Annotated in this window: 20 protein-coding genes; 13 read left to right on the top strand and 7 right to left on the bottom strand. The window is 58.5% G+C overall.

Going from position 1 to position 24738, the window contains the following annotated elements:
* Positions 1-24 precede the first annotated feature (24 nt).
* The 3 genes from QKE19_RS04145 to acnA form a co-directional block, all read right to left on the bottom strand.
* The gene (locus tag QKE19_RS04145; RefSeq protein ID WP_016422762.1) at positions 25-774 is read right to left on the bottom strand and encodes a hypothetical protein; all 750 of its coding nucleotides are present in this window, start codon (positions 772-774) and stop codon (positions 25-27) included.
* 142 nt (positions 775-916) lie between these two features.
* Positions 917-1483, bottom strand: a complete 567-nt coding sequence (locus QKE19_RS04140; protein ID WP_016422763.1) for a TetR/AcrR family transcriptional regulator — start codon at positions 1481-1483, stop codon at positions 917-919.
* A 222-nt stretch (positions 1484-1705) separates the two neighbouring features.
* Positions 1706-4492 (bottom strand): aconitate hydratase AcnA, encoded by a 2787-nt coding sequence (gene acnA / locus QKE19_RS04135; protein WP_080971469.1) that lies wholly within the window; start codon positions 4490-4492, stop codon positions 1706-1708.
* A gap of 367 nt (positions 4493-4859) precedes the next feature.
* Here acnA and QKE19_RS04130 point away from each other — a divergent pair, with 367 nt between their 5' ends.
* From QKE19_RS04130 to QKE19_RS04105, 6 genes are all read left to right on the top strand, one after another.
* Positions 4860-5369, top strand: coding sequence for a DUF6676 family protein (locus QKE19_RS04130; protein ID WP_048734147.1), 510 nt, complete (start codon positions 4860-4862; stop codon positions 5367-5369).
* Between the two features lie 630 nt (positions 5370-5999).
* Entirely contained in the window at positions 6000-7601 is a 1602-nt protein-coding gene (locus QKE19_RS04125; protein WP_076772035.1) for an NlpC/P60 family protein, read from the top strand.
* 54 nt (positions 7602-7655) lie between these two features.
* The gene (locus QKE19_RS04120; RefSeq protein ID WP_347890453.1) at positions 7656-8660 is read left to right on the top strand and encodes a MoxR family ATPase; all 1005 of its coding nucleotides are present in this window, start codon (positions 7656-7658) and stop codon (positions 8658-8660) included.
* The gene (locus tag QKE19_RS04115; protein WP_016422768.1) at positions 8660-9508 is read left to right on the top strand and encodes a DUF58 domain-containing protein; all 849 of its coding nucleotides are present in this window, start codon (positions 8660-8662) and stop codon (positions 9506-9508) included. Before QKE19_RS04120 ends, QKE19_RS04115 begins: the two co-directional genes overlap by 1 nt.
* A gap of 115 nt (positions 9509-9623) precedes the next feature.
* Positions 9624-10616 carry a VWA domain-containing protein gene (locus tag QKE19_RS04110; protein ID WP_016422769.1) on the top strand — a complete coding sequence of 331 codons (993 nt, stop codon included), beginning with the start codon at positions 9624-9626 and terminating at the stop codon, positions 10614-10616.
* Positions 10617-10735: 119 nt separating this feature from the next.
* Positions 10736-11794, top strand: coding sequence for a ferrochelatase (locus QKE19_RS04105; protein WP_347890452.1), 1059 nt, complete (start codon positions 10736-10738; stop codon positions 11792-11794).
* A gap of 40 nt (positions 11795-11834) precedes the next feature.
* Here QKE19_RS04105 and QKE19_RS04100 read toward each other — a convergent pair whose 3' ends face one another.
* On the bottom strand, positions 11835-12692 hold the full coding sequence (locus QKE19_RS04100) for a hypothetical protein (RefSeq protein WP_347890451.1): 858 nt from the start codon (positions 12690-12692) through the stop codon (positions 11835-11837).
* Positions 12693-12757: 65 nt separating this feature from the next.
* On the opposite strand from QKE19_RS04100, the gene QKE19_RS04095 reads away from it, so the two are divergent.
* The 3 genes from QKE19_RS04095 (at position 12758) to QKE19_RS04085 (ending at position 15602) form a co-directional block, all read left to right on the top strand.
* The gene (locus tag QKE19_RS04095) at positions 12758-13612 is read left to right on the top strand and encodes a DUF3097 domain-containing protein (RefSeq protein ID WP_048734135.1); all 855 of its coding nucleotides are present in this window, start codon (positions 12758-12760) and stop codon (positions 13610-13612) included.
* A 60-nt stretch (positions 13613-13672) separates the two neighbouring features.
* Positions 13673-14110, top strand: coding sequence for an NfeD family protein (locus QKE19_RS04090; RefSeq protein ID WP_042388696.1), 438 nt, complete (start codon positions 13673-13675; stop codon positions 14108-14110).
* A gap of 91 nt (positions 14111-14201) precedes the next feature.
* Positions 14202-15602: an SPFH domain-containing protein gene (locus tag QKE19_RS04085; protein WP_016422774.1), complete on the top strand. Its 1401-nt coding sequence runs from the start codon at positions 14202-14204 to the stop codon at positions 15600-15602.
* A gap of 4 nt (positions 15603-15606) precedes the next feature.
* On the opposite strand, the gene QKE19_RS04080 is transcribed toward QKE19_RS04085, so the two are convergent.
* Positions 15607-16179, bottom strand: coding sequence for a hypothetical protein (locus QKE19_RS04080; RefSeq protein WP_042388700.1), 573 nt, complete (start codon positions 16177-16179; stop codon positions 15607-15609).
* Between the two features lie 128 nt (positions 16180-16307).
* Positions 16308-16979 (bottom strand): TVP38/TMEM64 family protein, encoded by a 672-nt coding sequence (locus QKE19_RS04075; protein ID WP_052317814.1) that lies wholly within the window; start codon positions 16977-16979, stop codon positions 16308-16310.
* Between the two features lie 422 nt (positions 16980-17401).
* Between QKE19_RS04075 and QKE19_RS04070 the strand changes: the two genes are divergently transcribed.
* From QKE19_RS04070 to meaB, 3 genes are all read left to right on the top strand, one after another.
* Positions 17402-19258 (top strand): methylmalonyl-CoA mutase family protein, encoded by a 1857-nt coding sequence (locus QKE19_RS04070; RefSeq protein ID WP_180802975.1) that lies wholly within the window; start codon positions 17402-17404, stop codon positions 19256-19258.
* Between the two features lie 8 nt (positions 19259-19266).
* Positions 19267-21486 carry a methylmalonyl-CoA mutase gene (gene scpA / locus QKE19_RS04065; protein WP_005510731.1) on the top strand — a complete coding sequence of 740 codons (2220 nt, stop codon included), beginning with the start codon at positions 19267-19269 and terminating at the stop codon, positions 21484-21486.
* Positions 21487-21552: 66 nt separating this feature from the next.
* Entirely contained in the window at positions 21553-22665 is a 1113-nt protein-coding gene (gene meaB / locus QKE19_RS04060; RefSeq protein ID WP_048734122.1) for a methylmalonyl Co-A mutase-associated GTPase MeaB, read from the top strand.
* 60 nt (positions 22666-22725) lie between these two features.
* On the opposite strand, the gene QKE19_RS04055 is transcribed toward meaB, so the two are convergent.
* The gene (locus QKE19_RS04055) at positions 22726-23058 is read right to left on the bottom strand and encodes a metalloregulator ArsR/SmtB family transcription factor (RefSeq protein ID WP_070604585.1); all 333 of its coding nucleotides are present in this window, start codon (positions 23056-23058) and stop codon (positions 22726-22728) included.
* A 200-nt stretch (positions 23059-23258) separates the two neighbouring features.
* Here QKE19_RS04055 and cls point away from each other — a divergent pair.
* Positions 23259-24738 (top strand): cardiolipin synthase (gene cls / locus QKE19_RS04050; RefSeq protein WP_016422781.1); only part of this gene is annotated, 1480 nt, incomplete at its 3' end.

The raw sequence follows: 24738 nt of genomic DNA, 5'->3' as shown, positions 1-24738 counted from the left end.
AAGGGAGCTAGAGGGGGACGGAGACTACTGCACCACTAGCAGGCTCGGATTGGCTGCATGCGTACATACGTGCATAAATCGGGGGATGATTGACGAGACGGCCTGGAGGTCCACATCAGATACCTTTAGTCGAATCGCGTCGACTTCCAACGGGTCAAAGTAACCGACGTCGGTGTAGAAAGACATTCTGCGGAGCAGTCCGTTAGCATTCATCTCCGGATGAAATTGGGTAACCCAGTTATTCGATCCGATCGAGTACATCTGCACCGGACAGGTTGGACCTGTGGCAAGCAAAGTTGCGTGATTGGGAAGTTCCGCAACGGATTCCTTGTGGCCAGTCAACGCATAAAAAACCGGAGGCAACACCGAAGCTATTGGATCTTGAGTGGCGGCTTCGGTGAGCTCTACCCGGGTAGAACCCGCTACTTCGCCGTGGCGCAGGTTAACCAAACCACCCGAAGTAAAGGCTGTGTAGCTAGCGCCGTAGCAGATAAGCAGTGCGGGGACAGGACTCCTAAGTACGTCGTAAAGCACATCGTGCGAATACTTCTGCAAACCCGAATGCTCAAGGTCGGTGATGTTAAATGGGCTGCCTCCGACAAATACGCCGTCATAGGAGGTCAGGTCGGGCAACTTAGCGCCGACAGCGTCGATGGTAAACAGATCCAACTGGCTGGGCTCAAGCCCGGTGGAATCCAGAAAGTCCTGGTACTCGGCTTGCCCCGCACCATCTGCGGGGCGGAGCGCCACCAACAAAAACTTACCCACACTCATAAATAGACAGCTTAGTCCATATTGAGTGAAATCTATGCATCTTCACCGGTCAAACGGGGTAAATGCACGGCAGAAAGCCGAAACCCGCTCCCGTATTAGGGGAGCGGGTGGTACGTAACGCTATCAGGCCTAGCCTGAGTGGCTAGTCCTTGCGCCGTAAGCTGTCTTCAACTAAATCAAGCACGGAATCCAATTCGTCGACAGTGCGACCAGATGCCAGACGAACGATGATGCCATCGAGCATCAGCTCGAGAAAAAGCTGCATCGTGCGAACCGAATAATCCGACCGTAGGGAGCCGGATGAGGATGTCTGGGTCAATCGGTGGGCAACAGCGTCATCCAATTGATCCTGATGGCCCAACCATTGGCCCTTAAACTCCGGATCGCTGCGAAGGCGACGGGCAATCTCAAGGCGAGTTCCCAGCCAGCCATGCTTGTCTGGGTTCGCCACGATGTCACGCATTACTTCCACTAAGCCGGAAGCCTCCGCGACTTCCGCCATATTTGCGGCATCTTCTTCGGCCAATGCTAAGAACAGACCTTCTTTGGATCCGAAGTGATGGAAAATAGCACCGCGAGACTTACCGGTAGCGGACTCCAGACGAGAGACCGTTGCGCCGTCGTAGCCGAATTCTGCAAAGCACTGCCGAGCGCCGTCGAGAATTTCGTGCCGCCGTTGAGCTAAATCCTGGTTACTCACTTTTGGCATAAGGAAACTCTTTTCTTGCCGGCGACGCCCAGGGACATGTTTCACTGCATGACGTGGCAGCGCCATTCCTATACTTCCCAAGCCTCATTTTGGTTGGGGTAGAGAAACCCGAGGCCGGCAGGGCGCTAGCCCGTGGGGTATGAATCCGCGGGCTAGCGCTACCTACCGGCCTCTAGAAGCGCTGCTTGTAACAAGCCCTAGCGCGCACGAGTCAAAGGGAAACTAGTTGCCCTTGATCATGTTGCGCAGGACGTACTGCAGAATACCGCCGTGGCGGTAGTAGTCAGCCTCACCAGGGGTATCGATGCGGACCACAGCGTCGAAGTCGAAGGACTCGCCGTTTTCCTTGGTAACCGTAACCTTGACGGTCTTCGGGATGGAGCCGTTGTTCAGCTCCTCCAGACCAGCGATGTCGAAGGTCTCAGTGCCATCGATGCCCAGGGACTTCCAGGACTCACCCTCCGGGAACTGCAGCGGAACAACGCCCATGCCGATGAGGTTCGAGCGGTGGATACGCTCGAAGGACTCAGCGATAACAGCCTTGACGCCCAGCAGCAGGGTGCCCTTAGCTGCCCAGTCACGGGAGGAACCGGTGCCGTATTCCTTACCACCAACGACGACCAGCGGAGTGCCAGCCTCCTTGTAGTTCATGGCAGCGTCGTAGATGAAGGCCTGCGGGCCACCCTCCTGGGTGAAGTCGCGGGTGTAGCCACCGGTAACACCGTCAAGCAGCTGGTTCTGCAGGCGGATGTTAGCGAAGGTGCCGCGCACCATGACCTCGTGGTTACCACGACGGGAACCCAGGGAGTTGTAGTCCTTGCGCTCAACGCCCATGGAGTCGAGGTACTGAGCAGCCGGGGTGCCCGGCTTAATGGAGGAAGCCGGGGAGATGTGGTCGGTGGTCACCGAGTCACCCAGGGCAGCAAGGACGCGAGCGCCCTTGATGTCGGAAACCGGTGCCGGCTCCATTTCCATCTCGTCGAAGTACGGTGCCTTGCGGATGTAGGAGGACTTGTCGTCCCAAGCGAAGGTCTTGCCCTCCGGGGTCGGCAGGTTCTGCCAGCGCTCGTCACCAGCGAAGACATCCTTGTAGTCCTCGTCGTACAGCTCGGAGGAGATGGAGGCCTCGATGGTTGCTTCGATCTCTTCGGTGGACGGCCAAATGTCGCGCAGGAAGACATCGTTGCCCTCTGCGTCCTGACCCAGGGCGTCGGTTTCAAAGTCGAAGTCCATGGTACCGGCGATCGAGTAGGCGATAACCAGGATCGGGGAGGCCAGGTAGTTCATCTTCACGTCAGGGGAGATGCGGCCTTCGAAGTTACGGTTACCGGACAGAACCGCGGTAGCAGCCAGGTCGGCCTCGTTGATGGCGGAGGAAATCTCAGCCGGCAGCGGACCGGAGTTACCGATACAGGTTGCACAACCGAAGCCGGACAGGTAGAAGCCCAGAGCCTCGAGGTCCTTCCACAGGTCAGCACGCTTGAAGTAGCCGTTAACAACCTGGGAGCCCGGAGCACAAATGGTCTTGACCCACGGCTTAGCCTGCAGACCCTTCTCGACTGCCTTGCGTGCCAACAGACCAGCACCAATCATGACCGACGGGTTGGAGGTGTTGGTACAAGAGGTGATGGAAGCGATAGCGACCATACCGTGGTCGAGCGTGTACTCGCCGCCCTTCGGGGAAGTGACGGTAATCGGGGAGCTCGGGCGACCTTCAGCGCCGTTAGCGGCGGACTCGCCGTGGCCCTCGCGGGACTCGTTGTAGTCTGCGGCCAGCTCGGAGGTCGGTGCGGAAGCCTTGACAGCGCCCTTAATCTCGCCGTCGGAGTAGTTGTGCAGGTCCTTGCGGAACTGCTCCTTGGCGGAAGCCAACTCGATGCGGTCCTGCGGGCGCTTCGGGCCAGCGATGGACGGAACGACGGTGGACAGGTCCAGCTCGAGGTACTCGGAGTACTCAGCCTCCGGAGTGTTCTCGTCCAACCACATGCCCTGAGCCTTGGCGTAAGCCTCGACGCGCTCCAGGGTCTCCTTGTCACGGCCAGTCAGGGCCAGGTACTTGACGGTCTCATCGTCGATCGGGAAGATTGCGGCGGTGGAACCGAACTCTGGCGACATGTTACCGATGGTCGCACGGTTGGCCAGCGGCAGCTTGGAGACGCCAGCGCCGTAGAACTCTACGAACTTGCCGACGACGCCGTGCTGGCGCAGCATATCGGTGACGGTGAGCACAACGTCGGTTGCGGTAACACCCGGCTGAATGTCGCCAGTCAGCTTGAAGCCAACGACACGCGGAATGAGCATGGAGATTGGCTGGCCAAGCATTGCGGCCTCAGCCTCAATACCACCGACACCCCAGCCCAGGATGCCCAGGCCGTTCTGCATGGTCGTGTGAGAGTCAGTACCAACACAGGTGTCCGGGTATGCCAGGCCGTTGTTCTCGAAGACAACGCGAGCCAGGTACTCGATGTTGACCTGGTGGACAATACCGGTTCCCGGAGGAACAACGCGGAAGTTGGAGAATGCGCCAGTACCCCAACGGAGGAACTTGTAGCGCTCATCATTGCGCTGGTACTCAATTTCGACGTTCTTAGCCAGAGCGTCTTCGCTACCGAAGGCCTCGATGATGACCGAGTGGTCGATGACCATCTCTGCCGGGTTCAGCGGGTTAACCTGATCCGGGTCGCCGCCGAGAGTCTTAACAGCCTCACGCATGGTAGCCAGGTCAACAACACAGGCGACGCCGGTGAAGTCCTGCATAATAACGCGAGCAGGGGTGAACTGAATCTCGATCGACGGATCAGCCGAAGGAACCCAGTTGGCGACAGCCTTGATGTGCTCCTCAGTGATGTTGGCGCCATCTTCGTTGCGCAGCAGGTTCTCACCGAGAACCTTCAACGAGTAAGGCAGCTTCTCCATACCCGGCACGGCGTCAAGAGCGAAGTAGTCATAAGACTTGTCTCCGACCTCAAGCTTGCGCAGGGCGTTGAAAGAGTTCTTGCTTTCAGCCACAGTCAGCTCCATTTCTATTCGGGTGAATTGTCGCCTTAACTGAAGAGTCCGGCACTCGAATTTCGGCTCTCCACAAGGCATAGGTGCGATCACGCCGCCCCTTATCAACCAATTAAAGCAATAATCACGACGCGGGGCACACGAGCCCACACACACGTTTTTAAGGAAGCGTTACCGTCCTTGCATCAACAATAACAGTACGAACGTTCTGTATGTAGATTGCTCGCGGCGCGCCGAGTCACGCTACCCCCGTTCACATCCAGAACAGGCCATTATAGATAGGACAAACGAAGCAGCATCTCCGCCAAATTGGGGCGCGTGGAAACCATTCTCACGCAAAACAGGAGCACGATACGGAAGGCAATTAATGCATACGCCAGCAGATTCACAGGCAGCGAAAGAAACCGTCGAGAAGGTGGTCGCTCAGCTACGCACCGACAACATCGTGACAAATAACCCACAGCTCCGAGAAGCGGTCCAGCCAATTGTCGACGATGCAGCAAATCGGGGGGTGCCCAATTTCAATATCATCTACCTAGATAGCGAGAAGATTTACCCCGTCGCCGAACAAAAGAACACCGACATCTTTTCCTTTGCCCGCCAAGTAGCGGACCAAGTCGGCGGCACCACTGTCGTGCGCACACCGGGCAATGTGGCCACCGCATCTGCCGATTTCCCCCGCGCAGCCATTGAACGCGCCGACCACGCAATGATGGAGACTCCACGAGACTATCCGGCGGGTCTCGATGCCTATTTGCACGAGCTCACTAACTACGTCGTCCCGTGGACTCTTTACAGCCTCATCGCAGGCGTCGTTATCGTCGCACTCTTCGTCGGGCTGACGTTCTACTGGCTACGCACACGCCCAACCGCCTAAGAGTTCGCTTTACGACGGACGCTGGAGTTAACGGCCCCACTGAATACATTCACCGTCCCCGGTTTTCCACCTCACGGCAAGGGACAGGGTAAATGCCCCAAAAACTGGTAGCAGTGAAGAACTCAGTCACTATCTCAATTGGATAACACTGTTGCAGTCGCCGTAACCGTGTCAACGATTTTCGCCAAGGTCAAGCATGAGCGCTTGACCTTTTCTTATGTCCGGTACCCCAGGTAAAGGTCCGCGGCAGTCCGGCACGCCGATAAGTCATCACATAGTGACATAATTCACACAGAAAACTGGGGCTCATCATAACCGCAGGCCACGGCATATAACGAAACGGTTACAAAGTGGGGGACAGTTGGTAATTTTGTTACTTATGTTTTTTTAGAGCTTTTTGACCCGTAAAGTGCTTCGTGATGCCAATAGTGGACTCAAGGGTCCAGTATTGACCAATGAAAACTCGCGGGAGCGCCGCTGTTGCTTTTGGTTCTGGTTTCGGTTCGACGTTTTTCGAAGTTCCACTCAAGACCTGGAGGCAACAATGGGAAGATATCCAACGATGGGGAAGTCGCTGGTGTCGATTCTGAGGCGTGAACGCACCCATAGGAGAAATGTAGGAGTAACGCGGTGCCGAGTAATCGCAAAGTCCGTGCATCATATTGGACTCGTCCAATTGCCGGTATTATCACGGCAGGTCTTCTGGCGACGAACACTCAGGTCGCAGCTGCACAACCACTGAATCCGAGCGACGCCCAGATCCGTCAAGCGCGTGAGGCGGCCTCTAACGCCGAGTCGTACTTGCAGTCCCTGGTCGCCGAGGTAACTTCCAGCGAGCGCCGGGTATCTGACCTCGAGCTACGCATGGGCACTCTCCGCGAGGATGTCAACAAGGCCATGGTGGACCTTGAGAACGCTCGAGATGCCGCTAACCGTGCGCGCGAGGCGGTCGACGAGGCGCGAACCCAACTCGACCGTTCCCGCGCTGAGCTCGCTAGTGCCCAGAAGCAGTTCGACGAGCTAGCCCGCACCATCATGCGCCAGGGACGTTCCAGTGGCTCGATTCTCGAGGGTGCGCGAGATGCATCCGAGGCTATTAACCGCCTGTCCGCCTTGCGTCGCGAAGCGGATCGTCAAGAGCAGACCGTTGACTCTCTGGATAAGAATCGCACCGAGGCTGCTAACCAGGAGTCCACGCTTCGCAAGAAGAGTGACGAGGCTCAGCAGGCGGAGGCCACCGCAAATCAGCGAAACACCGATGCTCAGAACGCGTACTCCGAGGCAAACGAGGAGCTTCAGAAGGAGCAAGCTGATTACCAGCAGGCTCAGGTCGATCGCGATGCCGCAAAGGCATCTTTGGATGCAGCCCGAAACGCGGTCAACGAGCTGAACTCCCAGCGCCAGAATTATGAGAACGAGCAGGCCCGCAAGGAAGCGGAAGACGCCGCTGCCAAGAAGGCCGCTGAGGAAGCCGCAGCTAAGACTCGCGCAGAGGCGCAGTCGAACCAGACTGATGAGGATTCCTCTTCTGAGTCCACAGATGAAAGCTCTAGCACCACTGGCTCCACTGGCTCCACTGGTTCTAACAGCTCTACCGACTCGGCTGGTTCGAGCAGCTCGACCGGCTCCACTGGCTCTGACAGCTCGACCGGCTCCACCAGTTCCTCTGAGACGACCGAATCTTCGGATTCCTCTGAGTCCACCGATACCTCGGATTCGTCTAGCACCGGCAGCTCGTCGTCAAGCGGCACCCCGGCACAGACTGTGGCGCCGACGAATCCGGAGACCGGTCAGAGCACCTCGGGTTCTTCCAGCCAGAAGGTCGAGACTGTCATCGCACGCGCGATGGGGCAGCTCGGTGTCCCATACGCATGGGGCGGTGGCAACGCCAACGGCCCGACCAAGGGCATCCGTGACGGCGGAGTAGCTGACTCCCACGGCGACTACAACAAGATTGGTTTCGACTGCTCGGGCCTGACTCTGTACGCCTACGCCGCTGTCGGCATTGACCTGCCTCACTACACCGGCTACCAGTACCAGCGCGGAAAGCACTACCCGGCATCTCAGATGAAGCGTGGTGACCTGCTGTTCTGGGGCCCGAATGGTCATGGCCACGTCGCTATCTACCTGGGCGATGGCAAGATGATTGAGGCACCGCAGTCCGGTTCTGTGGTTAAGATCTCGCCAGTCCGTTATAACGGAATGACACCGAACGTTGTCCGCCTCGTCTAGTTTCTAACGACGTGTTCTACAGGTCGGGCGACCGACCTAAAGAAGGGTTTCTCTGTGACCTACCCAACGCCCACTGACCACACGGACCTCGAGCGCGCATACGCGGAGCTGGGGAAGGTTGTGGTTGGCCAGGAGCACCTGATTAAGCAGCTCTTCATCGCGATGCTCGCAGGAGGTCATGTCCTGCTCGAAGGTGTTCCGGGTGTTGCGAAAACTCTGGCAGTGTCTACTTTTGCCACAGTGATGGGTGGGTCCTACTCCCGCATCCAGTTCACTCCGGATTTGGTGCCATCAGATATTGTCGGCACCCGGATTTTCCGCCAGGACACCTCGGAGTTCATTGTCGAGCCCGGCCCGGTCATGTCAAATATCGTGCTCGCTGATGAAATCAACCGCGCACCGGCGAAGGTGCAGTCGGCACTGCTGGAAGTCATGGCAGAGCACCAGGTGTCCATCGCAGGGGAGTCCACGCCAGTACCGGAGCCGTTTTTGGTTCTGGCCACGCAAAACCCAATCGAAAACCAGGGTGTCTACCCACTGCCGGAGGCCCAGCGGGACCGTTTCCTATTTAAGGTCCTCGTGGGTTACCCCACTCCGGCGGAAGAGCGGGAGATTGTCTACCGCATGGGAGCCACCCCTCCAGTCGCGCAGCAGATTCTCACCCCAGAGAGTGTTCGGGAACTGCAGCGCGCTACCCGCGAAGTCTTTGTCCACCACGCACTGATTGACTACATCGTGGCCGTCATCGAACTCACCCGCAATCCGATGCGGGCGGAGTTGAAGGATGTCGACCGCTGGCTTTCCTATGGCGCATCACCGCGTGCAACTCTTGGTGCTGTCGCGGCCGCCCGCGCCCACGCGCTGTTTTCCGGTCGCGACTATGTCGTGCCGGACGATGTGGTCTCCGTGCTTCCCGACGTACTGCGTCATCGCTTGGTCCTTTCCTATGAGGGCCTGGCCGATGGCGTTACTCCCGAACGGATTATTGACATCGTGTTGTCTCACGTGCGCCTTCCCCAAGGCGCGAGCACTGGCTCCGATGAGGGCACTGCCTCCTAATGTCAGCTCGTGAAGACGATCTTGCACGCGTCCTGGCGTACTTAGAGCTAACTGTTACGCGTAAGCTCAACGGACTTTTGCGCGGCAGCTTTCTCTCCACCGCTACTGGAGATGGCTCTGAGCCGGTTGGCTCCCGCGAATATGTTATCGGCGATGATGTTCGCCAGATGAACTGGGCAGTGACAGCCCGCACTGGAGTGCCGCACGTTCGCACCTCCGAGGCCGAGCGCGAGCTGGAGTGCTGGATTGTAGCCGAACCCGCCGCACGTCTGTCCACCGGCTTGGCCGATACCACCAAACGACATCTGCTCACCGCCGCTGCCGGCGCAGTAACGATGCTTAACGACGCCCCGGGGTCCCGAACTGGATTAATCGCCGGTGGCACTCCAGTGCCCGCGGGCCAGGGCCGTGCCCACAGCTTGATGCTGCTCAAGCAGTTGGCTGACGCGACTGCTGAGCATAACCTCGCAGCGGATATTGACACAGTAATGACTCAGGCTCCGCGCGCTGGGCTGTTGGTTGTCATCTCGGATTTCCTTGGATCACTCGATTGGGCGCGCCCGCTGCGCGTTGCCTCGGCCTCGACAGAGATTATGGCGATTCGCCTGGTAGATCCAGCCGATGAAGCCTTACCCGGCGAAGGCCCGGTGGTCATGGCGGATTCAGCAACCGGCGAGACCATTGAACTCAACATCAACGACAAGACCCGCGCCGAGTATGCAGCTCAGGCTCGTGCCCACCACGAGCGTGTAATCAATGAACTGCGCAAATGCCGTGCTCGCGTTATTACCTTGCGTACGGATTCCGATTGGGTACTGGATTTTGCTCGACAAATTGGCCAACATTAGCGTCTGAGTAGCCGCTTGTTAGTGCTATCTCTTTTGGGCCACCGACTAACCGGCTATAGCCACTGGTTTATACGCGACTGTTTAGGCGACTGGATGTGAGGAAACTGATACCGCGATGACGTTCCTAAACTCAACTTTTGCGCACCCAGGTTGGCTGCTCGCGCTCGCTCTGCCTCTCGTGGCAGCCGTGGCCTATTGGATCAGTACTAAGCAGCGAAAGCAACGTGCCATTGCCTTTGGCAACTTCACCATCGTTGGGTCACTGGGGAATAAGTCGTCGGCACGCCTGCGCCATGTCGTAGCTATCAGTGCGCTGTTGTCACTTGTTCTGGTCATCATTTCATTAGCTGGTCCGATTTCGGAGACCAAAGTCGCCCGCAACCGAGCGACGGTCATGCTGGTGGTCGACGTTTCGCTGTCCATGTCGGCCACAGATGTTGCGCCCGACCGCATCACTGCCGCTAAAGAAGCCGGCCAAGAGTTCGTGGAGAACCTTCCCGACGACCTCAATATCGGCCTGGTGACGTTCTCTGGTCGCGCTCGCACTGCTGTCAGCCCGACTACCAACCATGACACCGTGAATCGAGCGCTCCAGGCTGCTGAGTTAGATCAGGCGACTGCGACCGGTGATGCTATCGCTGCCGCGCTGGATGCCATCAATCAGTTCAGCGATTCGGTTCAGGGCGGGGGAGAAGGCGCCCCGCCAGCGACAATTGTGCTGCTTTCCGACGGCAAACAGACCGTCCCACAAGAACTCGACGATCCCCGCGGCGCGTATACCGCCGCCGCCGAAGCCGCCAAGGCCGGGGTGCCTGTCAACACGATTTCGTTCGGTACCGCGCAAGGCGCAATCACGGTTCAGGGCGAATTGATTCCAGTGCCTAACGACGACGATTCGCTGCGAGAGATCGCCCGTCGAACAAAAGGTGAGTTCTTCAGCGCTGGTTCCCTCGAGCAGCTCCGCGATGCCTATGGCTCACTGGAAGATGACATCGGTTACGAACTCAAGCGGGCCGAGAATCCGAGGCCCTATCTGATTGCAGCCTTCACGATGCTGCTAGTGACCGTGGGCTCACTGCTTGTAACCAATCGTCGAATTCCGCAGTAGGGCGCGGTTAGGGTGCCGTCGTCAAGCGATTGGTATGGAACCCGATTGGCAGGAGACGCCGGGGGCATTGAGCAGTCGTCTTATGGAGTCCTCAGACTGCGCTACTAACATGGTTGCCTATGTCTTCTGATAATTTTGACGCTATTTTGCTGTTGTCTTTCGGCGGTCCCGAAAAGATGGCCGATGTGCGTCCCTTCCTGGAGAATGTCACCCGCGGCCGCGGAATTCCGCCGGAGAGGTTGGACGAAGTCGCTGCTCACTACGCGCACTTTGGCGGTAAGTCCCCGCTCAACGATTTAAACCGCGAAATTGTCTCCAACCTTAAGGCTGAGCTCACTCGCCGTGGCTATGACTTGCCTGTTTATTTCGGCAATCGCAATTGGCATCCGATGGCTGAAGACACCGCGGCAAAGATGGCTGATGACGGTGTTAAGCGAGCGCTCGTTTTCGCCACTAGCGCCTGGGGCGGCTATTCCGGCTGCCGTCAGTATCACGAAGACATTGCTCGGATGCGCGAATCTCTGGGCGACCGTGCTTTTGACATGGAGAAAATCCGGAGCTTCTACGATCATCCGCTCTTTATAGAAGCCTATGCAGCTGCAGTGCGTGAGGCGTTTGCCAAGCTGCCGGATGACCGCCGTGACAAGGCCCGGCTTATATTCACCGCTCACTCTATTCCGGTCTCTGCGGACAAGGCGTCTGGGCCGGTAGAGCTCGGCGGAAATCTTTACTCCCGCCAGGTCAACGAAGCAGCACGGCTCGTCGCCGAAGCAGTGGGTATCACCGACTTTGACGTCGTCTGGCAGTCCCGCTCTGGCCCGGAGCACGTGCCGTGGTTGGAGCCTGACATCGTCGATCACGTTGAAGCGAAGGTCGCCAACGGCCTCCGATCCGCAGTAGTGTGCCCGATTGGCTTCATCTCGGACCATGTTGAGGTCGCCTGGGATTTGGATGCTGAGCTACAGGATGAAATGGCTCATCACGACATCGTCATCGAGCGGGTCGCAACGCCTGGCCCGACGGCTACTTTCACTGACATGCTCGTGGAGCTCATCGAAGAGCGTATCGCAGATGTCGAACCCCGCCGCCTGGGAAGTGAACCGCTACTCGGCTCGGCCTGCAATGGCGCCCCCTGCGCCGCAGCCTGTTGCACCCCGGCAAAGCGCCGCCCCCACTGATTCCTTTGGTTTCAATCGGGCCTCGGGGCAGGGCAAATCTCTAGCGGGTCCACTCATGAATCGCGTATTCCACCGCGCTCATCCGCGCCTGCCGAATCTTTCGCCACAGCGGGATGAGCTGCGCGTCAAACGCGGCGCTGCCGTGCCCCGACTCGCTGCCCTGTGCCACCGCCAGAATCGACGACACCCGATCAGCTCTGGCGAGCACTCCCAGTGCACGTCGCGGCACATCATCCGGCACAAAAGCCATGTCCAGGTGATCATCGAGCATGCCGACCATCAGGCGCGGATCCACTTTCGGGGCACCACTGCTTGACGACGTCAGTGGTGAACGCGGCATCGCCGCAATAGTGGCAGCCGCAACCCGCGCCGCATCTGCCAGCTGTAAATCAGCCTCGCCAGGGGAGAGATAGGCCGGCTCGGGAATGTGGCCTTCCAACGTGTACCAATGCCACTGCGGTAGGCCTGGCACCGGCGATGTCACTGGTATGAGCACATGGTTCCAACCCGGCTCCGCATCCGCTATCACAATGGCCGAGCCTGCTGCGCGTGCAGCCTCAGCGGCGTCAGTTCCCGCAGGCAATGCAGGTGCATCACCGGGTCCGGAAAGAATGAGGCGGACGAGCGGACGGTGGTCACTGTGCCAATCTCCCGCTTCAGTAACTGCTCGAAGAAGGCGGAGCATGTCGCTTCGATCGAGATCAGCGTCGCAATCGATGACATTCGGAACCGTGGCGTCGGCAAGCACGAACGTCCCCGGAACTGACGTGGGCCCGCCGAGCGAGTCGAGCGCGTCGAGGAGATGATCGTAGTTTTCCAAACCCGACAACCACGCACCGAGCCAAAGGGCGATGTGCTGAGTTGGACTCCAGACCTGGTCGAGAACACTGCGCTGCATAGTGCAGCTCATCCTAGTGCAGCGTGTCGTTGGTCCCGTAACCGATGCTGTTAATCTCAGTACCCATGAGCTTTCAAGACCCGTACCGCAATCAGGACGTGTTCGCTGGCGCACGTGGCCACCGCCGTCGTATCCCACAGCCGGCACGCGAGGTGACAGCAGAAAATGGTGTTGTCGTCGAGGCGTCCTATGACGGATTCGTCGGTGCGATTATCGGGTTGGAGAAAACTTTCGACGGCTGGTGCGTCCGGCTGGAGGACCGCCACGGCAAGTCGCGGCTATTTCCCATGCACGAGCGCGGATTTCTCATCGACGGCAAACCTGTGACTCTGGTGCGTCCGAAGGCACAACCCAAAAAGCCCTCACAGGATCTATCGGCATCGGGCTCGCGCAAGGTTCACAACGTCAAGGCGAAAGTTGCTCTCCCCAGCCGTATTTGGGTCGAGGGTATTCATGACGCGGCAATTGTCGAGAAGGTATGGGGCCACGATTTGCGTGTCGAAGGCGTAGTCGTGGAGTATCTGGAGGGCTTGGACAACCTTCCAGAACGCTTGGCCGAATTTGGTCCGGGTCCGAAGCGCCGCGTCGGAGTCCTGGCAGACCACTTGGTGGAGGGCAGTAAGGAAAGCCGCATGACTCAGCAGCTCGGCCCGCACGTGATGGTCACAGGCCACCCGTTTATCGATGTCTGGCAAGCGGTCAAACCCTCGTCGGTAGGCATCGAGGCATGGCCGGAAGTTCCCTACGGGGAGGACTGGAAGACAGGAATCTGCCGTCGCTTGGGCTGGGGAGACGACCCCAAGGAGGGCTGGCGACGTGTCTACGCAGGTGTACACACCTACCGTGATCTGGAGTCAGATTTGATTGGCGCAGTTGAGCGCCTGGTCGACTTCGTAACTGAGCCACATATGCAGTACTGACCCCGGAATACTGGCTCCACTCGCCCCACATTTGTTCTGCAAAGTAGGTAGGGTGAGGGCGTGATTCCTCTCCTTTGGCTCGGAGCAAGCCTCCTACTGGTTCTCGGTGAACTCGCAGTCGGAGATTTAGCACTGTTAATGCTCGGAGGTGGCGCACTGGCAGCGTCCGGTGCGAGCCAGCTTGGAGCGCCGCTTTGGCTATCAGTGGTCATCTTCGCCGTTGTGTCCGCCGCACTTGTGCTGACAGTTCGCCCTGTGTTGCGCAAAAAGATGGCAAAACCGGACAAGTCCGCCGAACTGGAGTCGCGTCCGGAACTGCTAGCGGGCCGTCATGCTGAGGTCATCGAGCCAGTTTCCTCGTCAGCGGGTCTGATTAAGGTCAATGGCGAGTTGTGGAGCGCGCGCAGTCTTCTGACTGCGCAGACCTTCGATGCGAAGGAAAGAGTCACGATTGTAGAGATTTCGGGCAATACCGCAGTAGTGGACAAGCTGCTCTGAGCAGCCAACTCACTTAAAGGGCGCTCGGAGCACTCTTAGTTACTGACCATTAAATAACTGACCACACAGTTTCTAGCTACGAGGGAATCCCATGGAAGGCTTTATCATCCTCGTCGTTTTCATTCTCGTGGTTGTTACCTTGGTTCTCAAAGCGATTGTCCTGGTTCCTCAGGGTGAAGCGGCAATCGTAGAGCGACTGGGACGATACACGCAGACACTGAACAGCGGCCTGAACTTCATCATCCCGATCATTGACCGAGTGCGCGAGAAGGTCGATACCCGTGAGCGTATGGTTACCTTCCCGCCACAGGCAGTGATCACCGAAGACAACCTGACTGTGGCTATCGATACCGTCGTGACCTTCCAGGTCAATGAACCGGATCGGGCAATTTACGGTATCGATGACTACATCTTCGGCGTCGAACAGATCACCACCGCAACGCTTCGCGACGTCGTGGGTGGCCTGACACTGGAAGAGACACTGACTTCCCGTGACTACATCAACCGCCGTCTGCGCGGCGAGCTGGACGAGGCCACTGCCAAGTGGGGTCTTCGTATCGCTCGTGTGGAGCTGAAGGCCATTGAGCCGCCACCGTCGATTCAGCAGTCGATGGAAAAGCAGATGAAGGCCGATCGCGAGAAGCGCGCCATGATTCTGACTGCGGAAGGTACCCGCGAAGCCGATATTAAAACTGCTGAGGGCCGTAAGCAGGCACAGATTCTGGCCGCCGAAGGTAACAAGCACGCAGCAATTCTGGCTGCTGAGGCTGAGCGTCAGGCAACCATTCTGCGCGCTGAGGGTACTCGCGCCGCTACCTACCTTGAGGCACAGGGTAATGCTCGCGCTATCCAGAAGGTCAACGCAGCTGTTAAGGCTTCACAGTTGACACCTGAGATTCTTGCCTGGCAGTACCTGGAGAAGCTGCCTGAGCTGGCAAATAAGGACGGCAATACTGTTTGGATGATTCCGTCGCAGTTCGGCGACAGTCTCGAGAGCTTCGCTAGGGCTTTCGGCAAGAAGGATGCCGACGGTGTCTTCCGCTACGAGCCTCCGGCCGTGAGCCGAGAGACCAAGGAAGAGGCTGAGCAGGGCCGCGACGAGAACTGGTTCGACATGTCGACCAACCCGGAGTTGGCTCGTGCAGTTGCCGCGGCGAACGAGGTCGCTAACCGCCCGGTTGATGATCCGGTAGCTGCAGCAGCTGGTAATACCCCTGAGAGGAAGAAGAACCGCCGCGCTGAGTCGGCTCAGTCCGCTCAGCCTGAACAGTTGGGTGGTCAGAACGGCCCGGCAGCGGTTGAACCTGCGACACCGGCTGCGCCCGCTGCGCCGTCCACACCGGCTGCGCCGTCAGTTCCTTCCGGCAAACGTGACCTGCCCTCGGCTCCTGGCACCGGTAATACCAATGCAGGCAGCGGTGCGCACTCCACCGATCGTCCAGATTTTTCTGGATGGTCACGTGACCCTTACGCCCCGGAAAATGGGCAGTAAGTTTTTATAACTCATCAGCTCGCTGAAGCAGGTGGACGGCCAGGTTCCATCCGGCCAGCTCCGCCTGCCAGCCAGCTGCAGCGAGGCGCTGATTGACGGCCTGCTTAGAAACTCCCAATTCTTCCGCGGCCTCTACCTGTGAATAACCAGCGCGAACCAAACCAGTTGCCTCGCGCCCTTCGGGGGACCTGCGAGAGATAACGTGGTGCAGCAATGTGAATGCTGCACCAATATCCTCCGAGTAGTCCTTACCACGCGGATCGTTAGTCCGAATGCGGGTTTTTACCGTACCGGCTCTGCCTCCCTTACCGACGACTGAGCTCGATGCCAGATGCGCTTGCTCAATGTCGTCCTGAGGACAAACACCGATACCTATCGCCCAGTCACCTGCGGCCAATAGCGCCAGCACAAGCGTGGTGACTCCCACAGCATTTTCAGGAGCTGCGCGAAGCTCTTCGATACCTGCAACCTCAACAGTTCCTACGCCTTCCAGGCCGGAAAGTGCCTGCACAGAGGCCTGAACGTGATCTGCCCTGCGAGTAGATCGACCGCGATACCTGGCAAAGACTGAGTACATACGCTCTAGTCTAGCCCCACCCCTTGACAGATGGGCTAAGACACGTTCCTTCGCTCCGCAAACTCACAGGCAACCAACACCAGCTCGCCGAAAAACTCACGCCTAGCTCAAGAGCGCCAAGCGGTGTTTTAACGTTTCGAAGAACCGGTTACGACAGGGAACTTGGCGTCCGCAAGAAGTCCCAGCAAACCAAGCACGAGCAGAATTCCCGTGGCCACCGCAAAGCGCACGTCGAAGCCGACCAACAGCGCGTCGCCAAGCAGAACGACGGCGAGTGTGTTCGGCGCCGAACCTAGGGCAGTGGCGATGATATACGGCACGATGCGTATCGACGACAGCCCACAGGCGTAGTTGAGAAACGAAAATGGCACGCCAGCAATCATGCGCAAGCTGAGCACTGTGAGCCAGCCGCGTTGCTCCAACCGATGGTCGAGACTGAGAAGACGGCGGTTGGTCAGGTGCGTGCGAAACCAATCGCGCCCCAAAAACCGCACAATGCATAGGGAGAGAAGGGCAGAAACCGTCGTCGCAGTAATTGCCAGCAGGAAACCGAGCACTGGCCCGAAGAGGATTCCGGAAGCCAAAGTGAATACGGTGCGGGGGATTGGGAACTGAGTCAGTGCAACGTATGCGAGGAAGTAGAGGAGCGGGAACCAGTCACCGGCATCGATGGACCACTGCCGGATGGTAGCGACCGTGGGAACATCGACGTACAGCGTGACGACGACCCCCACACCTACGGCTAGCACCAGCAGAACCTTTTTGAGTGTAGGGGTAATTCGCACATCGGATACGTTCACCCATTTGAGGTTACCGGGGATTGCGGGGAAGCGTGTGACCTGCGCATTGGAGGCTCTGCGAGGAGGGCTAGTCAGCGGCTAAAGGCGTTTGCCCATTATTTCACTAGGATGGGAATCAAGGTCACTATGCCTTGGCTCGAGCACTTGACGTGCCCGTCAGCACAAAACCGAACGTAAGGGTATTGCACAAATAGCTGAAAAGTTCAGTGCATGGACACTCGGGTGAGTCTTAGCGTCTGACTAGTGGCTCTTATTGACTATTGGAGGAAGCCAACGCCTTTAGATCCCTTTCCGTCGCGGAGAATTCGGAAATTGTCGCAGCCGAATTTCCTCGGTCATGGATTGATAGAGGCGTTGCTTAGAACATGTAAGGGAGAAGGTCTGTCGTGACTGACCGAACGACCCCCGAATCACCTTCCACGCTGCCACCAAACTTCGAGGAATTGCAGAATTCCTGGTATCAGGGCGTGGCCAAGGTATTCGCGCGGGTGCACAAGCAAGACGTTGCAGATGTACCGCTCGATATTTGGAAACGACTGATTCAGACCACCTATGACGGTGTCGATGTTCGCCCGCTCTACACCCGCGCGGACGAGCTCGCGGAAAGCCCAGCTCCGGGCCAGTTCCCATTCGTCCGTGGCGCAAAGGTCACTTCGGACAACACCAACGGTTGGGGCGTTCGGGAAACCTTCGGTCGCCAGTACCCAGGTGAGGATGCACTTGACCCAAAGGCCGTCAACGAGACTCTGCTGACTGCACTGGAAAACGGCACCACGGACATCCGCCTGGACTTCACCGGCTCCCTCGAAGCCGCTGATGTGCCGGCTCTGCTCAACAACGTCTACGTCGACCTTGCTCCGATTGCCGTGCATGCCGGTAAGAAGACTGCGCAGGTTGCGGAAGCACTGACGTCCTACATCGAGCAGGCAAACCCGACTAATCCGGACGCCGTCGCAGTCGAGCTTTCCGCGGCTCCGCTGACCTCCGCTTTTGCCGGTATTGACGATATTTCTCTCGACGAGGCCACGCAGCTGGCCGTCAAGGCGGCTAAGCAGCCGGGCGACGTCCGTGCCCTGCTTGTCGACGGCGTTGTTTTCTCCAACCTGGGTGCAAACAACATCCAGGAGATTGGCTACAGTCTCGCCGTTGGTGTCGCCTACTTGCGTGCGCTGACCGACGCGGGCTTGAGCGCTGAAGAAGCCCTCGGCCAGATCGCTTTCCGCTTTGCCGCTACCGACGACCAGTTCGACACCATTGCGAAGTTCCGCGCCGCTCGCGTTCTCTGGGCCCGCGTTGCTGAGGTTATCGGCGCCCCTGAAGCTGGCCGCGCTCCGATGCACGCCGTGACAGCCCCGGTCATGTTCAGCCAGCGCGATCCGTGGGTCAACATGCTGCGTGTGACTGTCGCCTCCTTCGCCGCAGGTGTCGGCGGTGCCTCCTCAGTTGAGGTTCTGCCGTTTGATTACGCAGTTGTCGGCGGCATGCCGAACGTCTCCAAGACTTTCAAGGCTCGCATCGCTCGCAACACCAATCTGTTGCTGCTGGAAGAGTCTCACCTTGGTTACGTCGCCGACCCAGCAGGTGGCTCCTACTTCGTCGAAGACCTGACCGAAGAAATGGCCGACAAGGCATGGGAGATCTTTACCGGCACTGAGGCCGGCGGCGGTTTCGCCTCCGCGGAGGCCGATATTCGCGCCGCCCTGGACGCTACCTGGGAAAAGCGCCGCGCCGACATCGCACACCGCCGCACCAAGGTCACCGCCATCAACGAGTTCCCGAACCTGGCTGAGGCCCCACTGGCTCCTGAGGCCCGCCCGGAGGGCGACCCGATTCGCCGTTGGGCCAGCGACTTCGAGGCGCTGCGCAACCGCTCCGATGACTTCCTGGCTGAAAAGGGCAACCGTCCGCTGATTGCCATGCTGCCGCTGGGTCCGCTGGCCAAGCACAACATCCGCACTGGTTTTACCTCCAACCTGCTGGCTTCCGGCGGTATCGCCGTCGCCAACCCCGGCCAGGTTGTGCCGGGCGAGGCAGGTTTCGAAGAGGCAGTGAAGGCCTCTCCGATTGTCGTGCTGTGCGCAGCCGACAGCGAGTACGAGGCCTCGGGCCAGGACGCTGTCAAGGCCGCCCGCGCCGCCGGCGCTAAGGAGGTCTTGGTGGCCGGCTCCGAGAAGAGCTTCGCCAATGCCGCTGAGGACGCTCGCCCCGACGGATACCTGAACATGACCATCGATGCTGTCGCGGAGCTGTCCCGACTGCTGAACGAACTGGGAGCGTGAAGGAAGTAATGACCACCATCCCAAATTTCGCTGACATCTCCCGCAACACCGACGACGCAGCCGCTGCCACCAACAAGGCAGCTGCCGCGGAAGCTGGTGAAGTGTGGACCATTCCAGAGGGCATCGATGTCAAGCGCGTCTACGATCGCGCTGACCGCGACGCCGCTGCTGCCGAGGGCCACCCGGTAGATTCTTTCCCGGGTATCGCCCCATTCATGCGCGGGCCGTACCCGACCATGTACACCAACCAACCGTGGACTATTCGCCAGTACGCTGGCTTCTCCACCGCAGCTGAGTCCAATGCCTTCTACCGCCGCAACCTCGCGGCCGGCCAGAAGGGCCTTTCGGTCGCTTTCGACCTGGCTACCCACCGTGGCTACGACTCGGACAACCCGCGTGTGTCCGGCGACGTCGGTATGGCCGGCGTGGCAATTGACTCGATTTACGACATGCGTGAGCTCTTCCAGGGCATTGACCTGGGCGGCGTCTCGGTGTCTATGACCATGAACGGCGCTGTGCTGCCGATTCTGGCCTTCTACATTGTCACCGCTGAAGAGCAGGGCGTTTCGACCGAGCAGCTGCGCGGTACGATCCAGAACGACATTCTCAAGGAGTTCATGGTTCGTAACACGTACATCTACCCGCCGAAGCCTTCGATGCGAATCATCTCCTCGATCTTCGAGTACACCTCGGCAAAGATGCCGAAGTTCAACTCGATTTCGATTTCCGGCTACCACATTCAGGAAGCGGGCGCGACGGCCGACCTTGAGCTCGCTTACACGCTTGCCGACGGCATCGAGTACCTGCGGGCCGGTATTGACGCTGGCCTGGAAGTTGATAAGTTCGCTCCGCGTCTGTCCTTCTTCTGGGGCATCTCGATGAACACCTTCACCGAGATCGCCAAGCTGCGTGCAGGCCGCATCCTCTGGTCCGAGCTGGTTGGCAAGTTTGGCCCGAAGAACCCGAAGTCCCAGTCCCTGCGTACTCACTCGCAGACCTCTGGTTGGTCGCTGACCGCTCAGGATGTCTACAACAACGTCGCGCGTACTGCTGTTGAGGCTATGGCCGCAACACAGGGCCACACCCAGTCGCTGCACACCAACGCACTGGACGAGGCTCTGGCACTGCCGACTGACTTCTCAGCCCGTATTGCTCGTAACACTCAGCTGCTGCTTCAGCAGGAGTCCAACACCACGCGTCCGGTTGATCCGTGGGCTGGTTCCTACTACATCGAGTGGCTGACTAATGAGCTGGTCAAGCGTGCACGCCAGCACATCGACGAGGTCGAAGAGGCCGGCGGTATGGCACAGGCCACCATCGAGGGCATTCCGAAGCTGCGTATTGAAGAGGCTGCAGCTCGTACGCAGGCCCGTATTGACTCGGGTCGTCAGGCTCTCATCGGCGTGAATAAGTACCAGGTCGAAGAGGACGAGGCCATCGAGGTTCTCAAGGTTGAGAACTCCCGCGTGCGCCAGGAGCAGATTGACAAGCTGGCTCGCCTGCGCGCCGAGCGCGACGAGGAAGAGGTTCAGAAGGCACTGGCCGCTCTGACCGACGCTTGCCGTAACCCGGGTGAACCGGGGGACCTGGACAAGAACCTTTTGAAGCTCGCTGTCGACTGTGCTCGCGCCATGGCCTCCATCGGTGAAATCTCCGACGCCATGGAAGAGGTCTTTGGCCGCCATCAGGCCGAGATCCGTACTCTCTCCGGCGTCTACAAGGACGAAGTTGGCAAGGAGGGAGCCGTGTCCAACGTCTCCAAGGCCATCGCCATGGCCGATAAGTTCGAAGAGCAGGAAGGTCGCCGTCCCCGTATCTTCCTGGCCAAGATGGGCCAGGATGGTCACGACCGTGGCCAGAAGGTCATCGCGTCCGCCTACGCGGACCTCGGCATGGACGTTGACGTGGGACCGCTGTTCCAAACTCCGGAGGAGGCCGCCAAGTCGGCAGTCGACTCGGATGTCCACGTCGTCGGTGTTTCTTCGCTGGCCGCCGGACACCTGACGCTCGTTCCTGCCCTGCGCGATGAGCTGGCAAAACTGGGTCGTGAGGACATCATGATTGTTGTCGGTGGTGTTATCCCACCGGGCGACTTCCAGGAACTCTACGATGCCGGCGCCGCGGCTATTTACCCGCCGGGCACTGTCATCGCTGATTCGGCAATCGACATGATGACCAAGCTCTCTAACGAGCTGGGCCTCGACCTTGCCGTTGACGAAGAGTCCTAAATAACTACCGCATCCGCGCTGGGCTGACTGTTCAGCTCAGCGCGTTGTCGGAATTGAGAAGTAGCGATGAACGAGTATCTTGAAGAAAACCTGGGCACCCTCGTCACTACCGCTGGCACGGTCGTTGAGGGAAAGACCGCTGTAGCCCCCGAAGTCGTCCGCCGTGCGCGACGACGGATCGATGTCGACGACCTCTTTGAGGGCGTGCGGGCTGGAAACCGCACTAAGTTGGCCCGGGCAATCACGCTGCTGGAGTCGACTGCTCCGGCGCATAAGGTGCTGGCTCAGGAACTACTGGTGAAGTTGCTGCCATTTTCCGGCAAGGCCATGCGTGTCGGCCTTACCGGCGTCCCCGGCGTCGGTAAATCAACCACGATTGAAACCCTCGGACTGAAGCTGATCGAGGAGGGCCACCGCGTTGCAGTGCTGGCCATCGACCCGTCGTCGACGAAGTCCGGTGGTTCGATTCTGGGCGACAAGACCCGTATGTCCCGACTCTCGGCCGCGGATGAAGCCTTCATTCGTCCGTCGCCCTCTGCGGGCACACTCGGTGGTGTCGCCAAGGCAACGCGTGAGGCCATGGTGGTGCTCGAGGCCGCAGGCTACGACATTGTCATCGTCGAAACTGTCGGCGTCGGTCAGTCCGAGGTCGCGGTGGCCCAGATGGTGGATACGTTTGCGTTTCTGGCACTCGCCGGCGCTGGTGACCAGCTCCAGGGCATCAAGAAGGGTGTGCTGGAGATGGCCGACGTGATTTCTATCAACAAGGCGGATGGTAAGAACTTGCGCCCGGCAAAGCGCGCTGCGCGTGATCTGATGACGGCCATGAAGATGGTTCGTTCCTCAGACCAAGTCTGGACGCCACCGGTACTGACTATGTCGGCATTGGAGGACGACGGCATCGACAAGTTCTGGCAAGCCATCGAAGACCATGTCGAGGCTATGCACGAGAATCATCTCTTTGATGAAAACCGCGCTAACCAGCAGATTAAGTGGATGTGGTCCATGGTTCACGAGACGCTCTTGCAGCGGCTCAACACCAACGAGGCTGTGCAGACAGAGAGCACCCTGGTGGAAAAACAACTCCGCTCGGGGCTGCTCACACCGACGCTCGCCGCCCAGCGCATCATGGAGGCATTTGACCAGGGAAGGGCATCGAACGCCGGGCTCGCCAACTAGGTTCCGGAGGGTGTGGGATTTTCGTCGTAAAGCGAGTAAAGCGAGCGTATCCGTGTGCGCCTACTGACCGCGGTGATGGGGCGGATCGCTGTAGAGCGTGTGTTCGGCGAAGTGGAGAGCGTTGACCACGAGGTTGGTAAGGTGCTCGTCGGGCTGAGAATAGAAGCTAGACGTGCCTTCCTTGCGGGTCTGCACCATATTGGCCATGCGCAACTTCGCCAGGTGCTGAGAAATCGCGGGGACGGGGCGATCGAGCGCGCTAGCGATGGCGGTGACGGTCATCTCCCCGTCACGAAGGAGCGACAGGATGGAGAGACGCGTCTTGTCTGCCATCAACTTCAGTACGCTAGTGGCAACGTCGAGCTCGGTGCTCGTAGGAGCCTTCTCAGTCATTTGGAGGGGTTAGTCCTTTCGAAGTCGACATGCCAAACACTTACTATGTTCAATGAGTTGAACCTTACTACGTATTGATACCAGTATTCAATTTCAGATGTCACAATAGGCTGTCACGAAAAGGGGAAGAGTGCACCTAAGGGGCAGCAACCAAAAGTACTGAAAATTCCTTCAGTAATATCATCTGCATGGATTGGTTGATGGGCACCTTCCCGTGGCTGGTGGAGGACTTAACGTGGTGGCAAGTACTATTTTTCGCACTCGACTACACGATTAAGTTCATCGCGATTGGGTGGGTGCCGGAAAACCGAAGCCCATCGGCTTCGACGGCGTGGCTGCTACTGATTCTGCTGATTCCATTTATCGGCCTACCTCTGTTCCTCTTCCTGGGCTCGCAGCAAATCACGGGCCGTAGGCACGAGGTACAGGCACTGGCGCAGGAGCTCATTGCGGAACGTACCGAGCATCTTCCCGACGTACCGGATGATGCCGAGATAGAAGATGATGTTGTCAACGTATTCAAGCTCTCGCGTCAGCTCACGGGAATGCCGGCAATTGCCAGCGCAGAAAAGGGACTTTTCACCGAATTCAATGCCTCCATTGACCGCATGATTGAGACCATCGATGCGGCTCAGAAATCTATCCACGTGCAGTCCTACATCTTTGCACTGGATGACAGCACGGAGCCTTTCATACAGGCTCTCGAGCGCGCGCAAGACAGGGGACTAGAGGTCAAGGTACTGGTCGATCCAATTGGTTCGTGGAAGTACCCCGGCTACTACAAGTTGAAAAAGCGCCTGGACCAGTCCCAAATCTCCTGGCACCCAATGCTGCCCGTGAGCTTGCTGAAGCTCACCTGGCGCCGCCTGGATCTGCGTAATCACCGCAAGCTCGTAGTTATTGATGGCGACATTGTATTCATGGGTTCGCAGAATTTGATTGAGCCCGAATATCAGAAGAAAAAGAACCATAAGATCGGCCGCCGATGGGTGGACACCTGGATTGAACTCGAGGGCGATATTGCGCTGGCCTTCGACGCAATTTTCGCGGTTGATTGGACCAGCGAGCTATACAAGACCCCAGACGCCACCAGGGACTATTCACTCCACAACACCGAAGTCAACGACAACTACAACGTTGTCCAGGTGCTGCCGTCGGGTCCGGGCTTCAGCACGGAGCCGAACCTGCGCGTCTTCAATAACATGATTTACCAGGCACACGAGCGGATTATCGCCGTCAGCCCGTACTTCGTCCCCGACGAATCCATGCTCATGGCGCTGACCTCTGCCGCATATGGAGGCATCGACGTCCAGCTCTACGTCAACGAAGAGTCCGATCAGTTCATGGTCGGCCACGCGCAGCAGTCCTACTACCAGGCACTGCTAACCGCTGGTGTGAAGATTTACCGCTATCCGGCGCCTGCGGTCCTGCACTCCAAGTTCATGGTTATCGACGACCGCATGGCCATGTTCGGCTCCTCCAATCTGGATATGCGCTCGTTCGGCCTCAATTACGAGATCACGCTTCTTTCCGCCGCCGGTTCCATCGTGGACAAACTGATCACGCTTGCCGACGAGTACCGTGACAAATCTTTCCTGCTCACACAGGAGGAATGGAATGACCGGCCCCTTCGCCAGCGCTACCTGGACTCTGTTTTCCGTTTGACCTCGGCGCTGCAAT

Origin of the sequence: Corynebacterium sp. c8Ua_99 (assembly GCF_039907185.1) — a bacterium.
Taxonomy (GTDB): Bacteria; Actinomycetota; Actinomycetes; order Mycobacteriales; family Mycobacteriaceae; genus Corynebacterium; species Corynebacterium jeikeium_D.
Note: the sequence above shows the minus strand (reverse complement) of the source record. Positions and strands in the feature narration are given on the sequence as shown.